The sequence below is a fragment of the Streptomyces sp. NPDC056231 genome, from assembly GCF_048270745.1.
In the GTDB taxonomy this organism is placed as follows: domain Bacteria; phylum Actinomycetota; class Actinomycetes; order Streptomycetales; family Streptomycetaceae; genus Streptomyces.
This window is the reverse complement of the sequence record NZ_JBLVKW010000029.1, coordinates 55869-71007: the sequence shown is the minus strand read 5'-3', so window position 1 is coordinate 71007 and position 15139 is coordinate 55869. Positions and strand designations below refer to the sequence as shown.

Annotated in this window: 12 protein-coding genes; 7 read left to right on the top strand and 5 right to left on the bottom strand. The window is 69.5% G+C overall.

What is annotated here, in order from left to right:
* Positions 1–154 precede the first annotated feature (154 nt).
* Positions 155–1180 carry a zinc-binding alcohol dehydrogenase family protein gene (locus ACNPQM_RS22495; RefSeq protein WP_358859481.1) on the top strand — a complete coding sequence of 342 codons (1026 nt, stop codon included), beginning with the start codon at positions 155–157 and terminating at the stop codon, positions 1178–1180.
* 405 nt (positions 1181–1585) lie between these two features.
* Here ACNPQM_RS22495 and nhaA read toward each other — a convergent pair whose 3' ends face one another.
* The gene (nhaA, locus tag ACNPQM_RS22490; protein ID WP_418085484.1) at positions 1586–3475 is read right to left on the bottom strand and encodes a Na+/H+ antiporter NhaA; all 1890 of its coding nucleotides are present in this window, start codon (positions 3473–3475) and stop codon (positions 1586–1588) included.
* 448 nt (positions 3476–3923) lie between these two features.
* On the opposite strand from nhaA, the gene ACNPQM_RS22485 reads away from it, so the two are divergent.
* Positions 3924–5369: a glyceraldehyde-3-phosphate dehydrogenase gene (locus ACNPQM_RS22485; RefSeq protein WP_418085483.1), complete on the top strand. Its 1446-nt coding sequence runs from the start codon at positions 3924–3926 to the stop codon at positions 5367–5369.
* Between the two features lie 366 nt (positions 5370–5735).
* On the opposite strand, the gene ACNPQM_RS22480 is transcribed toward ACNPQM_RS22485, so the two are convergent.
* Positions 5736–6155, bottom strand: a complete 420-nt coding sequence (locus ACNPQM_RS22480) for a PPOX class F420-dependent oxidoreductase (RefSeq protein ID WP_418085482.1) — start codon at positions 6153–6155, stop codon at positions 5736–5738.
* Between the two features lie 390 nt (positions 6156–6545).
* Here ACNPQM_RS22480 and ACNPQM_RS22475 point away from each other — a divergent pair, with 390 nt between their 5' ends.
* Positions 6546–7445, top strand: coding sequence for a YihY/virulence factor BrkB family protein (locus tag ACNPQM_RS22475; RefSeq protein ID WP_418085481.1), 900 nt, complete (start codon positions 6546–6548; stop codon positions 7443–7445).
* Positions 7446–7648: 203 nt separating this feature from the next.
* Here ACNPQM_RS22475 and ACNPQM_RS22470 read toward each other — a convergent pair whose 3' ends face one another.
* Positions 7649–8758 (bottom strand): MGDG synthase family glycosyltransferase, encoded by a 1110-nt coding sequence (locus ACNPQM_RS22470; protein ID WP_418085480.1) that lies wholly within the window; start codon positions 8756–8758, stop codon positions 7649–7651.
* Positions 8759–8933: 175 nt separating this feature from the next.
* On the opposite strand from ACNPQM_RS22470, the gene ACNPQM_RS22465 reads away from it, so the two are divergent.
* The 4 genes from ACNPQM_RS22465 to ACNPQM_RS22450 all read left to right on the top strand — a co-directional run bounded on the left by ACNPQM_RS22465 (position 8934) and on the right by ACNPQM_RS22450 (position 12050).
* Positions 8934–9767, top strand: coding sequence for an SDR family NAD(P)-dependent oxidoreductase (locus tag ACNPQM_RS22465; protein WP_418085479.1), 834 nt, complete (start codon positions 8934–8936; stop codon positions 9765–9767).
* 42 nt (positions 9768–9809) lie between these two features.
* Positions 9810–10676, top strand: coding sequence for a DMT family transporter (locus ACNPQM_RS22460; protein WP_418085478.1), 867 nt, complete (start codon positions 9810–9812; stop codon positions 10674–10676).
* 41 nt (positions 10677–10717) lie between these two features.
* On the top strand, positions 10718–11473 hold the full coding sequence (locus tag ACNPQM_RS22455) for a polysaccharide deacetylase family protein (protein WP_418085494.1): 756 nt from the start codon (positions 10718–10720) through the stop codon (positions 11471–11473).
* A 121-nt stretch (positions 11474–11594) separates the two neighbouring features.
* A complete protein-coding gene (locus ACNPQM_RS22450; protein WP_418085477.1) occupies positions 11595–12050 on the top strand; it encodes a MarR family winged helix-turn-helix transcriptional regulator in 456 nt (151 codons plus the stop codon).
* 17 nt (positions 12051–12067) lie between these two features.
* On the opposite strand, the gene ACNPQM_RS22445 is transcribed toward ACNPQM_RS22450, so the two are convergent.
* Both ACNPQM_RS22445 and ACNPQM_RS22440 read right to left on the bottom strand, forming a co-directional pair.
* Positions 12068–12760: a DUF1697 domain-containing protein gene (locus tag ACNPQM_RS22445; RefSeq protein ID WP_418085476.1), complete on the bottom strand. Its 693-nt coding sequence runs from the start codon at positions 12758–12760 to the stop codon at positions 12068–12070.
* 11 nt (positions 12761–12771) lie between these two features.
* On the bottom strand, positions 12772–14478 hold the full coding sequence (locus tag ACNPQM_RS22440) for an ABC transporter ATP-binding protein (RefSeq protein WP_418085493.1): 1707 nt from the start codon (positions 14476–14478) through the stop codon (positions 12772–12774).
* Between the last annotated feature and the right edge of the window lie 661 nt (positions 14479–15139).

The window sequence follows — 15139 nt, the reverse complement described above, 5'->3', positions numbered from 1 at the left end:
AACTCGGGGCGCATGGGCCGGATGGCCCCCGGGCGAGGACCTGGTGGACCACCCACTCCCGCCGACGCAGCAGCGGCCCCGGTCTGCGATTCCCGAGGCGCATGCGGAAACCGGCCGGTTTGCCGGACCCACCCTGCGGCCGCAGGCTGGGGGTATGGGGCTCCCCCACACACAGATGCTCAGCGGCTGGGCCGTCGGGACACCGGGACCGATCGGTACCGGTCCCCTGATACGGAGTCACCGCCAGATGAGCGCGCCCGCCCCGGATGAACTCCTGCTGCGGGTGGAAGCCTGTGGTGTCTGCCGCACGGACCTGCATCTCGCCGAGGGGGACCTCACTCCCCACCGTCCGTCGACAATTCCCGGACACGAGATCGTCGGCCGCGTGGCAGCAGTCGGCGAGGCGACCAGCGTGTTCCGGGTGGGCGACCGGGTCGGCGGTGCCTGGTTGCGCCGTACCTGTGGGTCCTGCCGCTACTGCCGCTCCGGACGGGAGAACCTGTGCCCCCGGTCCATGTACACGGGGTGGGATGCGGACGGCGGCTTCGCCGACCTGGTGCGTGTTCCCGAGGCGTTCGCCTACCGGCTCCCCGAGTCCGAGGACGCGGCCTTGCTCGCCCCTCTCCTGTGCGCGGGAATCATCGGCTACCGGTCGCTGCGGCGCAGTGCGCTGCCGAAGGGTGGCAGGCTCGGAATCTACGGTTTCGGCGCGTCGGCCCATCTGGCCGCTCAGGTGGCGCTGGCCGACGGCGCGACCGTCCATGTGATGACGCGTTCCGCGCAGGCACGTGAACTCGCTCTGTCCCTGGGGGTTTCATCGGTCGGCGGCGCCTACGACAGCCCACCGGAGCCGTTGGACTCGGCGATCCTGTTCGCTCCGGTGGGTGATCTGGTGCCGGTGGCCCTGGAGGGACTCGACCGGTCGGGCACCCTCGCCATCGCCGGTATCCATCTCTCCGACATACCCGCGCTGAACTATCAGCGGCATCTCTTCCAGGAGCGGAATCTGCGGAGTGTCACCTCCAACACTCGCGAGGACGGCCGCGAATTTCTCGAACTCGCCGAACGCATCGGTATCCAGGTCACCGTCAGCCGCTATCCCCTGCACCAGGCTGATCAGGCACTGGCCGACCTTGCCGGGGACCGCGTGAACGGCGCCGCGGTGCTCACGCCGGGCTGACAGGAATCCGGCCCGGCGCCACTCAGACCAGCGATGGGCCAAGGCGGTCGATCCGGGGGCCCGACGGTCCGGGAAGCGACCTCCGCCCGGCTCCAATTGTTTAGACCGACCGGCAATTGGGGGGCGGCGTCACGGGGCTGGGGCACGCACCTCGCGGCGTTGTCGTCCATCACCATGGCTCCTTCCCCAAGCTCTCGGCTCCGCTCGAGCAGGGGAGACCCCATCCGGCTCGGTCCTCCGCCTTGCGATGCACGCACCCCAGCCCCGCTCCTTCACCCACCCCCAATTGCCGGTCGGTCTTAGACGCCTCCGTACCGCCGGAAACGCCGAACCGTCATCCACGAAGCCTTCCCCGGGCTCGTCGGCTGCCGGAACGCCGTGCCGTCACCGACCGCATCCGACAGATCACCCCGTCAGTCCCGCGCGCGCACGGGCTGTTCGCACTGCGGCGGACAGCGCATCGATGTCGTAGGCGCCGCGGTGCAGCAGGCCGTTGATGAAGAAGGTCGGGGTTCCTGTCACCCCGCTCAGATCGGCCGACTCCCCGTCCTCAGCGACCCGGCCGGCCCCCGCGTGGGTGCGCAGACTGCGCCGGAAGCGCTCGGCATCCAAGCCCAGTTCGTCCGCGTAGCGCATCAGGTCGGGCACCAGGAGCGCGCCTTGGTGCTTCAGGAGAAGTTCGTGCATCTGCCAGAAAGCCCCCTGATCCGCCGCGGCCTCGGCGGCCTCGGCGGCGAGTTGCGCTCCAGGATGGACGTCGGTGAGCGGCAGGTGCCGCCACACGTAGCGCAGATCACCGAAATCGGCGAGAAGGTCACGGACCACTGGTTCGGCCTGGCCGCAGTAGGGGCATTCGAAATCGGCGTACTCGACCAGTGTCACCGGAGCGGTCATCGGGCCCCGGACATGGTCACGATCGGGGTCGACCGGGACCGCGAGATCGATCACCCTCTCGGCCGTGCCGAGCAGTACCCGTGCACGCCGCTGCGGTGGCAGGAGCCTGATCGTCATCGCCACGGCGCAGGTCGCGAGGAAGGAGCAGGCCACAGCGCCCAGGATGCCCGCCTTCGCCTCTTCGAGCCGGTCTCCTTCGAAGGCGAGCGTGGAGATCAGCAGGGCGACGGTGAACCCGACCCCGGCGATCGTGCCTCCCCCGGCGAGGGCGCCCCAGCCGACTGGAGGCCTCAGCCGATTGCGGCTCAGCCGGGCAAGCAGCCAGGAGGCACCGGTGATGCCCACTGGCTTACCGATCAGATAGCCGAGCAGGATGCCCAAGGTGACCGGGGACGTTGCCGCCCGTGACACCAGTCCCGCGTCGATGGTGATGCCCGCATTGGCGAGGGCGAACACCGGCACGATCACATAACTCGTCCACGGGTGGTACATCCGTTGCAGCCGCTCATTGAGCGACAGCGCCGACGCCAGTCCCCGGCGTGCCGAGCGCTCGAGCTCAGGTGTGGGCTGCTCGCGGAACGAGACGAACAGATCGCTCGCGCGTTCCAGGTCGCTGCGCGCCGCCGGGTAGGCATAGGTCAGCAGTCCCATGGCCAGACCCACGACCACCGGATCGACACCGGATTTGAGCAGGGCGACCCAGGTCGCGGCCCCCATCAGCAGGTACGTCAGTCCGTGGCGTACGCCCGCCGCCCTGACCAGCAGGATCAGACCGAACAGGGTCACGGCGGAAAGCAGGGCGGGCACGCTGACGTGCCCGGTGTAGACAAGGGCGATGACCACCAGAGCCAGCAGGTCGTCGACGACGGTCACCGTGAGGATGAACGTGCGCAAGGCAATGGGGAACCGTCGTCCCAGAATCGCCAGCATGCCCAGGGCGAACGCGGTGTCCGTGGACATGGCCGCGCCCCAACCGTGCGCCGAGGCACCGCCCGAGTTGAACGCGAGGTAGATCCCGACAGGGACGATCATCCCGGCGAGCCCTGCGACCAGGGGCAGCATGACCCGCTGCCGCTCCCGGAGCTCGCCCATGTCGAACTCCCGGCGCGCCTCCAGCCCGATGACGAAGAAGAAGAACGTCATCAGGCCGCTGTTCACCCACTCGCGCAGATCCAGCGATACCCCTGCCGATCCCACGGTCACCGACAGGCGCACCTCCCAGAAGGATGCGTACGTCCCGGGAGCCGCGTTCGCCCATACCAGTGCCGCCACCGTGGCGGCCAACAGCACCGCCGCGCTGCCTGCCTCGGTCCTGAGGAACGCGCGCAGTGGGGTCCGGGTCTCCGGGGCATGTCTGCTCTGCTCCCGGAAGGGAGAAGGGAAGGAGGGGTCATGTGTCACGGTGAAGATCCCTCGAAGTCCTTACCGTCGACAACCCGCAACTGAACCTCGTGTCCCATAAGACCATGTGCGCGCCGGAGAACGCGATCATTGCCGCCGCGAGGCGAGGGCGAAGGCGCAGCCCATGGGAGCCGGGCACGTAGGCCGCCCGGGAGTCCTTCGCACGTCCACCGCGCTGGCCGCTTCCCTCACCAACTCTTCTCGGTGCCGCTTGCCGCTTGCCGCTTGCCGCGGGAGCGCGACGGGCGGTCCGGATGCGTTCCCGGTGCGGGACAAGCCGGGATAGAGCCTCGCAAATCGAGCGCCATTACCCGGCGCGGCGGCCCGTCGCCTGTCCTGATGTGGCCATGGGGCCCGATCACGGGATCCCGCTCACGTGGCACCGGGTGAATGATCGAATCGGCGGGCGGTTAGCATATGAGCACCGCCTAGCTCGAAAGATAAGCCTGTGACTGTCAACGAGGACTCGTTCACCAACTGGAAGAACCGCGAGGAGATCGCGGAGTCGATGATCCCGATCATCGGGAAGCTGCACCGGGAGCAGGACGTCACGGTCCTGCTCCACAGCCGCTCCCTGGTGAACAAGTCGGTGGTGAGTATTCTCAAGACCCACCGATTCGCCCGGCAGATCGCCGGTGAGGAGCTCTCGGTCACCGAGACGATGCCGTTCCTTCAGGCTCTCACCACGCTCGATCTCGGCCCTTCCCAGATCGACATCGGCATGCTCGCCGCCACGTACAAGACCGACGACCGCGGTCTGTCGGTGGAGGAGTTCACCGCCCAGGCCGTCGCCGGTGCCACGGGCGACAACAAGATCGAACGCCGCGAGGGGCGCGATGTCGTCCTCTACGGCTTCGGCCGCATCGGCCGTCTCGTAGCCCGCCTGCTCATCGAGAAGGCCGGCTCCGGCAACGGTCTGCGGCTGCGCGCCATCGTCGTCCGCGGTGGCGGCGACCAGGACCTCGTCAAGCGCGCCTCGCTGCTGCGCCGGGACTCGATCCACGGCCAGTTCCAGGGCACGATCACCGTGGACGAGGCGAGCAGCACGATCGTCGCCAACGGCAACGCGATCAAGGTGATCTACGCCAACGACCCGTCGGAGGTCGACTACACGGCGTACGGCATCGACAACGCCATCCTCATCGACAACACCGGCAAGTGGCGCGACCGCGAGGGCCTGTCGAAGCACCTGCGCCCCGGCATCGACAAGGTCGTGCTGACCGCTCCGGGCAAGGGCGACGTCCCCAACATCGTCCACGGCGTCAACCACGACACGATCAAGCCGGACGAGCAGATCCTGTCCTGCGCCTCCTGCACCACCAACGCGATCGTCCCGCCGCTGAAGGCGATGGACGACGAGTACGGTGTGCTGCGCGGCCACGTGGAGACCGTCCACTCGTTCACCAACGACCAGAACCTGCTGGACAACTACCACAAGGCCGACCGTCGCGGCCGCTCGGCACCGCTGAACATGGTCATCACCGAGACCGGTGCCGCCTCGGCCGTCGCCAAGGCCCTGCCGGACCTCAAGGCGCCGATCACCGGCAGCTCGATCCGCGTCCCGGTGCCGGACGTCTCGATCGCGATCCTCAGCCTGCGCCTCGGCCGCGAGACCACCCGCGCGGAGGTCCTCGAGTACCTCCGCGACGTCTCGCTGAACTCGCCGCTGAAGCGCCAGATCGACTTCACCACGGCCCCCGACGCCGTCTCCATGGACTTCGTCGGCTCGCGCCACGCGTCGATCGTCGACGCCGGCGCCACCAAGGTCGACGGCGACAACGCGATCCTCTACCTGTGGTACGACAACGAGTTCGGCTACTCCTGCCAGGTCATCCGCGTCGTCCAGCACGTCTCCGGAGTCGAGTACCCGACCTTCCCGGCCCCGGCGGTCTGATCTCGGCGGACTGTCCGGTCCGGTGCCCCGGCAGGCGGGGCGGCGGTGGGAAAGTAACGTGATACCGATCGGCATCAGGTTGCTCTCCCACCGCCGGCCGCCACCGGCAGCGGAGTGGGCCGCACGCCCGGTTACCCCGGGGTGGCCTCTGGTCACGACGTACACCCCTCCGCGCAACCCGCTGACAGGCGGCAAAACCGAGCCTGGGTGACGAGGCGTAGGTTGCGCCGGCTCGGCGGCGACTGCCACCTCCGCTCGGTGTCTGGTGTTTGCGATCGCGACGCGCAGGGCCGCCCTCGTACAGGCCGTGTGTGGGTGATCCTGACACGGCGGAGAGCGTGTGTGCCGAACGCCGCGGCGCGCGGGTCAGCCGGGCTGGCTGTTCTCCTTGAGCGTGCCCCAGCCGTGCCAGCGGTCGATCTCGATCCAGGCGCTGACCCGGCCGCGGTCGCGCTGCGGGTACGGCGTGCCGAGGTACTGCTGGGCCAGGCGGTCGATGTCGGCGAGGTCCTTGTCCTCATGTACGTCGGCGACGTGCCCGATGATGCTGAGGTGGGTGTACCAGTTCCCCTCGTCGAGCACGGTGAGCGTGACCCGGGGATCGTTGCGGATGTGTTCGAGCCGTTTGCGGCCCTCATCCATGTTGACCAGGATCCGGCCGTCGTACCAGAGGTACCAGGTGGCCGTGGACACCGGCTGGCCGTCGGCCCGAAGCGTCGCGATGACGGCCTGGTTGGGCTTCTGCAGCATGGCGATGGCGGTTTCGGAAAGCGGTGGCTTCGACACGGAATCTCCTCCTCGGTGATCCACTCCGGGTGATCCATTGGGCTGCATGTTCACCGTGCCACATCCCGTCGCGCCGAAGGCCTCACGCCCCGTGAACCGGTCCGCGCGCCGCAGCTTTGGGTCAATGGGCGGCATCGCGTCCCGCGTGACCCGTGCCGAGTACACGAATGGGCTGGTGGCACAGGGGGCGAGGCGCGCGTCCCGCATCCGGGTTGCCGGGACGGACTCGTCCGGTAGTGCAGGTGGCCCTGGACACGGCAGGAGTACGACCCATGATCGGAGGCACGAGGGAAGGTGGTAGCAAAGGGCGTCCGTACCCCGGGGGATCCGCTGCCTCCCCCGGCGCCGCCAGGCCGCGCCGTGCCTGACCACGTCCCCCCGGAGACCAGCGTGCCCAGCAAGACCACACCCACCGCCTCGGGAACCGTCCCCCACCAGGGCGCGCCCTCGGGGCGGGCGGCCCACTACCGGGCCGCCCTGCGCCGCACCCCCGTCTCCCTGTGGAACGACGACCTCTCGGACTGGGCCGCCGCCCTGACGTACTACGCCATCCTCGCCCTGCTCCCGGCGCTCCTGGTCACCGTTGCCCTCATCGGCCTCGCCAACCCCCGAGCAACCGACGCGCTGATCGCCGACATCACGGCCTTCGCTCCCGCGGAGTCCGGCGCCGCACTGCGTGAACCCCTGGAGGCTGCGACCCAGGAACGCGGCCCGGTGTGGCTGCTGGTCGCGACAGGGGCCGTCAGCGCCGTGTGGTCCGCCTCCAGCTATCTGGCCGTCTTCCGCCGTGCTCTGCACGCCTTGTACGGCGTCCGCGACACACGGCCCGCACTGCGCAAGGCGCACATCATCGTGACCACCGCAGTCGGACTGCTTCTGCTGCTGATGACCAGCGCGTTCGCGCTGGTGCTGACCGGGCCGCCGGCGCACTGGCTGGGACACCGGATGGGCCTCGCACACGCAAGTGACACGGTCTGGACGCTGCTGAAGTGGCCCATCCTGATTTTTCTCGTCGCCTGTCTGATCACGGTGCTGTTCCGTACCGGCCCGGCGGCGGCCAAAGGGCTGCGGCGGGGGCTGCCGGGCGGAGTGCTCGCCGCGTCCCTGTGGCTCGTGGCATCGGCCGGATTCACCTTGTACGCCACCCACATCGGTTCCTACAGCCGGCTGTACGGATCGCTCGCCGGGCTCGTCATCTTCCTGATCTGGATCTGGTTCACCAATCTCGCTCTGCTGGCCGGGGCCCAGTTCAATGTCGAGCTGGCACGGCCGGTGCAGCGCGCTCGGTAACAGCAGTCATGTAAGACCGACCGGCACATGGGAGGCGGGCGATCCGTTGGTCGATGCTCCAGGCTCGGAACGGAACCGAGATCACCGACCGGCCGGTCTCGGCGGAGCGTCCGACGAGGCGGTCGCGCCGCTCCTCCAGGTCCTCGTCCCGCTCCTGCGGCCGAGCCGTCTTCCTCGCCAGGGACTGACCGCGCCGTACGCCGTCACCAGGCGACCATGTCGGCCGCGTCGGCGGTGAAGACAGCCTGCCCGGCGGCAATCCGTCGGTCCCGCTCGGGGCCGGGGCGCAGCAGCCGGTCGAGTGAACTGAGCAGCCCGATCGTGTCGGCAGCGTGCTCGGTGAGGCCTGCGGCGGCCATCTCAGTGACGCCCTCGGCGCCGTGGCCGGGGATCGGACGGTATCCGACGACCGGTACGCCGGCGGCGAGGGCCTGCACGGCCGTCTGCCCTGCGGCGTTGTCCACCAGGGCACTCGATGCCGCCATGAGCTCGGGCAGGTCCTCGACCCAGCCCAGCGCCAGGACACCGGGAAGCTTCGCCGCGCGGGTCCGCAGTCGTTCGTCCCTACCGCACAGCAGCACCGGAAGGTGGCCCGCACCGGCGAGCAGGAGCGCGGTGTCCGCCAGCCCCTGTCCCACGCCCCAGGCACCGGCCGACAGCAGCACAACAGGCCGGCCGGGGCCACGCCGCGCGAACTCCCGCGCCCAGCGCGACGGCCGCGCGCCCGCACTCTCGTGGGCCGCCGCGGCGAAGGCCGGAGGCACGACCGGGCCGCACACCTCCGCCGGGCGTCCGGTCCTGGCACGGACGCGCGCCGCGGCGGCCTCGGTCAGGCACAGGTGCAGGTCGTTGCTCGGATGGAGCCACTGCCGGTGCACGGCGAAGTCGGTGACCACGACCGTGCTGGGCGGACAGTCACCGCCCTGGGCCCGCAGCCGACCTGTGACCTGAGCAGCCTGATGGAAGGTGGAGACGAGCGCATCCGGGTGCCAGCGCTCGACGACGTCGCGCAGGCGCGGCTCCAGGGCTGCGGCCAGCGGCCCGGTGCTCGGTGCCCAGCCGTTCCGGTCGCGCTGCTCTCCGCGGTCGCGGAAGAATGCCGAGTACACCGCCGCGTAGGCCCCTGGGCAGTGGCGGAGCGCCGTGCGGTATGCGGCGCGCAGCCCGCGCCCGGCGCCGGGGGGCAGGAGGTCGAGGAGGTCCACGCGCGCGGTCAGGTGGCCGCCGGCCCGCAGCCGCCCGGCCAGTTCGGCGGCCACGGCGTCGTGTCCGGCGCCCATGCTCGCGCTGACGATCAGAATCCGGCGTCCCATTCTTGGATATTCCTCGCATCGCGGCCAGTGCGCCAACCCCGGACTGGCGGGCCGTTAGCCCAGGTGCGGACGAGCACGATTGCCGGTGCGCTGGTTGCATGAAGGATGACTCGATACGGGCCGCCACCGGCTGGTGCTTCACCAGGATGTCGGCGACCCCGGAGGACGGAAACCCATGCACAAGAGCCACCCAGCCCACGGCACCCCGGCAACCGGGACCGACGCTACGCGGTCGGTCGCGGCCGGTCCGCCCGCCCCCGGCCCGCGGCCGGTCGCGTTGATCACCGGGGCCTCCTCCGGTATCGGCGCCGAAATCGCGTCACGACTCGCGGTCGGCGGGCGATGGGAGTTGCTGCTCAACGGGCGGGACGAGGGCCGGCTCGGCAGTGTCGCCGCCCGCACCGCCGGTGCCCCGCTGCCGATGGACCTGGCCTCCGAGGAGGGCTGCCGCAAACTGGCCGAGGCGGCACTGGCGCACAGCGGAAGAGTCGACGCGCTCGTCGCCGGAGCGGGGCTCGGCTGGGCCGGCCCGTACACCGACATGCCACCCGCCACGGTGGACCGTCTGGTGAGTGTCAACATCTGCGCCGTACTCCACCTCGTCCGCCTGGTGCTGCCTCAGATGGTGTCCCGCAGGTCGGGCCGGCTGGTGCTGATCGGCTCTGTCGCCGGCCGGTTCGGTGTACGGGACGAGGCGGTCTACGCGGCGACGAAGGGCGCGCTGATCGCGTTCGCGGAGAGCCTGCGCTACGAACTCCGGGGCACAGGCGTCCACGTCTGCCTGGTGCTGCCAGGCCCCGTGGACACACCGTTCTTCACCCGCCGTGGCACCCCGTACACCCGGTCCTGGCCACGACCGGTACCCGCCGGGCGGGTCGCGGCAGCGGTCGAGAAGGCACTCGCCGGTGGCCGGGACGAGATCACCGTACCGGGCTGGCTTGGCGTGCCGGGGCGGCTGCAGGGCATGGCTCCGCAGCTCTTCCGCAAGCTGGCCATGCGATTCGGCTGAACGGGCCCCCGGCAACGGACACGCGCGCAGAGTGGGTGACACGTGATCATCGTCTCCGTGGTGCTGGCGCTGTTCGCCGCGCTCGGGAACGCGGCAGCCTCCGTGCTGCAGCGCCGCGCTGCGGCAGCGGACCTGCCCGGCCTCACGGGCAGCCATCGTCTCGGGATCCTGAGCTTCGTCCGCCGCCCGGCCTGGCGCTGGGGTGCCGGACTGCTGCTGGTCTCGGGGCTGGCGCAGGCCCTCGCCCTGGCGACCGGGCCACTGGCTGTGGTGCAGCCGGTGATGACGACGGAGCTGCTGTTCACGTCGGTGCTGGCTGCGGCGGTCTTCCGGCGGCCTCCCGGGGCGCGGACCTGGGGGGCGTTCCTCGGTATGGCGCTGGGCCTGGCGACCTTCCTCCTGCTGGCCAGCCCGACCGGTGGCGCGGACACCATGCCGCCGAAGAGGTGGCTGCTCAGTGCTGTGCCCACCGTCGCCGTGTCGACTGTGCTGATCATGGTGGGAATGGGGTTGCGGGGCTCCGCCCGTGCGGTGGTGCTGGGGTCAGCGACCGCCGTCGGCTTCTCCTTCACCGCGGCGCTGATCAAGGACACGCTCGGTTTGCTGTCCGGCGGAGTCGGGATGCTGTTCACCACGTGGCAGATCTACGCGGCCGCGGCCGTCGGCCTGGGCTCGTTCCTGATGCTGCAGGCCACGCTGCGGGCGGGCTCGCTGGGCGCCTCGCAGCCCGCGCTCACTCTCGGCGACTCATTGCTGAGCGTCATTCTGGGCGTCTTGCTGTTCGAGGAGCGGATCGAACTGGGCTGGCGGGTGCTGCCGGAGGCTGCGGCGCTCGGGCTCATCGCGTTCGCCAGCGTGCATCTGAGCAGTTCCCCCGTGGTCTCCGGAAAGGACGAACAACGATGGTAAGACGCTCCGCCGCAGGGCGGACGGCGGTGTCATCCGGCGTGATGGTCGGCGCTCTGGGTGCGGCCGCCGGGGTGGCTGCCGCGTGGCACATGGGGCCCGCCGCCACGTGGCTGCCGCCCGTACGGAGGATCCTTAGCCCCGCGCTGGACGGTCACGGTCATCCCTCTCACGTGGCGCTGACCTTCGACGACGGGCCGGACCCGGCCAGCACCCCGCACGTCCTGCGCGTCCTGGACGAGTACCGGGTGCGGGCCACCTTCTTCGTCGTCGGCGACTCGCTGGAACGTCATCCCGCCCTTGGCGTGGCGCTTGTGGCCGGTGGTCATGAAGTCGCGGTGCACGGCTGGCATCACGAGCGCCCCTGGTTTCCTACACCGCTGCGCGACGTACGGGAGGTAAAGCGAACCGTCGGCGCGGTACGGCGGATCTGTGGGACCGTCCCGCAGTGGTACCGGCCGCCCTACGGCATCCTCACCGGCGGCCGCCTGGCTGCTGCCCGCCGCGCAGGGCTGCGACCGGTGCTGTGGTCGGCCTGGGGCCGGGACTGGACGGCGGACGCCGATGCCCGCTCCGTAAGAGCATCGGTCCTCGCAGGTCTGACCGGCGGTGGCACCGTGTTGCTGCACGACGCGGACGGATGGAGCGCGCCGGGCGCGTGGCGAGCCACGCTGAGTGCGCTGCCCGGCCTGCTCGCCGAGTGCCGTCGACTCGGTCTGAGCGTCGGCCCGCTGGCCGAGCACGGCATCGGACACGTCGAAACCGGGGCACACCTTCGCCGGACACAACGCCACGGGTGACCAACCATTGAATGTGCACCATGCACTTTCTATGCATGGTGCACACCTGTGAGATAATGGAGAGCGGGCCGCCCGGTCGGGAGCGAGAGCGGCCCGGCAGCACGCAGGAGGCGACAGGCGCATGGCCCGGGCAACACACGAGGTCGAGTACGAGCAGATGCTGCTCAGTCGCCACACGTTCTTGAACCAGCGAGGCAAACACCGCAGGGACGGGTCCCTGGAGCGCAGCGCCTACATCCTGCTCAGCCGCATTCACGTGCAGGGGCCGATGTCCATCGGCGAACTGAGCGACGCATTCGGACTGGACGCCTCCACCCTGAACCGGCAGACGGCTGCGATCATGCGCGCCGGACTCGTGGAGCGCATCCCGGACCCTGACGGCGGCATGGCCCGCAAGTTCCGCATCACCGACGAGGGCGCACGCGTACTCCACACGGAAAGGGAGGGCATCGTCCGCTCCCTGGAACAGGTCATGGTCGATTGGCCGGAAGAGGACATCGCCGCCTTCGCTTCCTATCTGAGGCGCTTCAACACCGACATCGAACGTCTCGGGGCCCGGCCGTGGCCGCGCCTGTAGACACGGGCACGTGAGCGTCAGGACGCGCCCTTCTTGGCCGCGTCGAGAATCTTCACCACGGTGTGGAAGTAGCGCGTCGTCGCGTCGCGTCCCAGCGCGCGTTCCTGAAAGCCCTTGGCCGCGGGCGCCTTGCCGTTGATCAGATACCAGACGACAAAGGCGTCGTACTCGGTGCTGCCCATGATCTCCATGTCCTTCTTCGGAGAGATCATAGGCAAAGCCAGGTCCGGATCGATCCGCTCGGTCGTGAACACCACGCAGCAGCGCATGTCGCGGGTGACCGTGACGTCCCTGAACGGGTCGAGCGCGATCAGCGCCTCCAGTTCCGGGACCGTACGCAGACAGACCGCGACCTCGTAGCCGAGCGTCTCTCCGAGATGGCCACCGATCCGGTCACTGAGCGCGGCACGATCGGTCTCGCCGGACTCGAAGAAGACGTTCCCACTCTGGATGTAGCTGCGCACGGAGTCGAATCCCATGTCCGTGAACAGGCTGCGCAAGTACTCCATCTTCACCGAACGGCCCGGAACATTCATCCCGCGCAGGAACGCGATGTACAGCAAATCCAACCACCTGTCCGCAAGAAAGAGGGGAACCTCGGCGTGCGCCCGCCAGCGTAACGGTGACAGACGGGCAAGCTCGACGACCTTGCGCGGATGGCCGCCGACGGCATCCACCTGCCCGGCGCCGTGAATGATGCCGCCTCCCACCGGGCCGGCCTTCAGTGCAGGTTGGCCTGCGGCGCGGGAGTACCGTCGAGGAAGCCGCCCGACTGGTGCCGCCACAGCTTCGCGTAGGCGCCGTCCGACGCGAGCAGCTCCTGGTGAGTGCCCTGCTCGACGATCCGACCGCGGTCCAGGACTACGAGCCGGTCCATCGCGGCGACCGTGCTCAGCCGGTGCGCCACCACGAGCGCCGTCCGCCCGTCCATGAGCCGCCACAGCGCCTCCTGGACGAGGATCTCGCTCTCGGAGTCCAGGGCGCTGGTCGCCTCGTCGAGCAACAGGATCGGCGCGTCACGCAGGATCGCCCTGGCGAGGGCGACCCGCTGGCGCTGTCCGCCGGACAGCTTGAGACCGCGCTCGCCCACCATGGTGTCGAAGCCGTCCGGCAGCGCGTCGGCGAACTCCGTGACATGCGCCGCCTCGGCCGCGCGGCGGATCTGGGCGTCGGTGGCGTCCGGCCGGGCGAACGCGATGTTGTCCCGCAGCGTGCGGTGGAACATCGCCGGGTCCTGCGGCACGTAGGCGATCAGGCTGCGCACATCGGCCTGACGCAGCGTGCGGATGTCCTGACCCCCGATCAGGATCCGGCCGGCGTCGATGTCCGTCATCCGCAGCAGCAGCCGGGTGAGCGTGGTCTTGCCCCCACCGGACCGGCCGACAAGGCCGATCTTCGCCCCGCTGTGCACGGCCAGGTCGAGGCGCTCGAAGAGCGGCTCCGCACCCGCGTGGGCGAAGGTCACCTGCTCGAAGCGGACATCGGCGGCCCGGGACAGCAGTGGCTCCGGCGCCACCGGGTCGAGCACGGTCGGCGGCGCCAGGAGCAGTTCGGTGAACTGTGCGGCCTCCGTCATCGAGCTCTCCAGGCGGCGGTAGATCTGGTTGAACTCGAACATGATCCGCGTCGCGTTGGTGTAGTACGTGAAGGCGACAACGACCCCCTCCACGCCGTGCCCACCACCGCCGAGAGTAACCGCGAGCAGCAGACCCATCGCATTGGTCAGCACGGACATCGGCGCGACCAGCGTGTCGATGCGCAGGTTGCCGTAGTCCCACGACTTCAGCGTGAGCCGCCGTGACTCCGCGACGCGGGACCGGTGCTCGGCGGCCTCGCGGTTCTCGGCGGCGAACGCCCGGACCGTGTCCATGTTCATCAGGCTGTCGGCGACGTGGCCCGACACCCGGGCGATCGCCTCCTCGCGCTGGTCGACGAGCGACTGGCGGCGACGGATGAGGGGCGCCACACACAGCGCCGTCAGCGCGATCATCGCCAACAACCCGACAACGAGGAGCGGTTCGTACTGCCACAGCACCACAGACCCGAACACCAGCGGCACGAGGCTGCCCACGATCGAGAATGTCAGCGTGTCGACGAGTTCCTCAAAGCGGGAGGCGAAGCTCAGAACGCGTTTGGTCAGCGAGCCGGCAAAGTTGTCGTGGAAGAACGCGGCGTCCTTGGCGAACAGTTCGTCCATGCCGATCACGTACAGGTGCTCGATGCCGAGGGCGTCGAGGCGGTTCAGGAAGTGCAGGCCGATACGCCACAGCGTCTCCGCGAGGAGCAGCACGCCGGCGAAGGCAAGGACGTAGGGCAGCGTCGAGCCGATGGAGGTACCGGCGTCGCCGGCGATCCGGCCGACGAGCTTGGCGACGATCAGCGGCGCGATGTAGGCGATGCCGATGTTGCCGAGCGCCGGCAACAGCATCCCGGGCACCGCCAGCCGCCGGAGCCTGGCCAACTCCCTTCCGTAGTAACGAAGTGCAAGGAGCACCGGGCCCCTGCCCGGAGCTTCGCGCGATTCAGGCGATCCCCTACCAACCCTGTGTGGTCGTGCGGCATCCCGCCTCGTGCTTCTGCGGGGTGAAGCCGTTGCCTCAGTGGCCGCGCGGAGCTTCGGTTCGAGTGAGTGCGTCGCTCGGGTCGTCGTGCGACAGGCGGGGCACGGCGGCAGAGCCCCCGCGCAGCTCGTGGCGACGCATGTGTGCGAGTACGGGGAGGCCAGGCCCGGAACCTCAGTGTCCCGCGACAGCGCCCGCGGAGTCCAAGCGTTTTTCTCAGCCGCCGGCAACCCCCGCATGCGGGTAGGACCGCTCCCGCAGCCCAGAGCGCCTCGCCAAGAACGTCGCCGCCGCATCAAGACGGCTGATCCGGCTGTCTGGAGTGACGTTTCATTCGGCGGGAGACGTTCATGTCAAGCGTTCGCAAGGGGGCGTGGACGCCTGGAGTTCTGTCAGGTTCCTGCCATGCCGGATTCGGACAGCACCGGCGTCTTTCTCCGGGAAGTGGTCTTCGCCGACTCTGATCCGGCACAGCTGACCGCAACTTCTGCCCCACGGGATGACAGACGCGTTGCCTTCCGGGCGCAA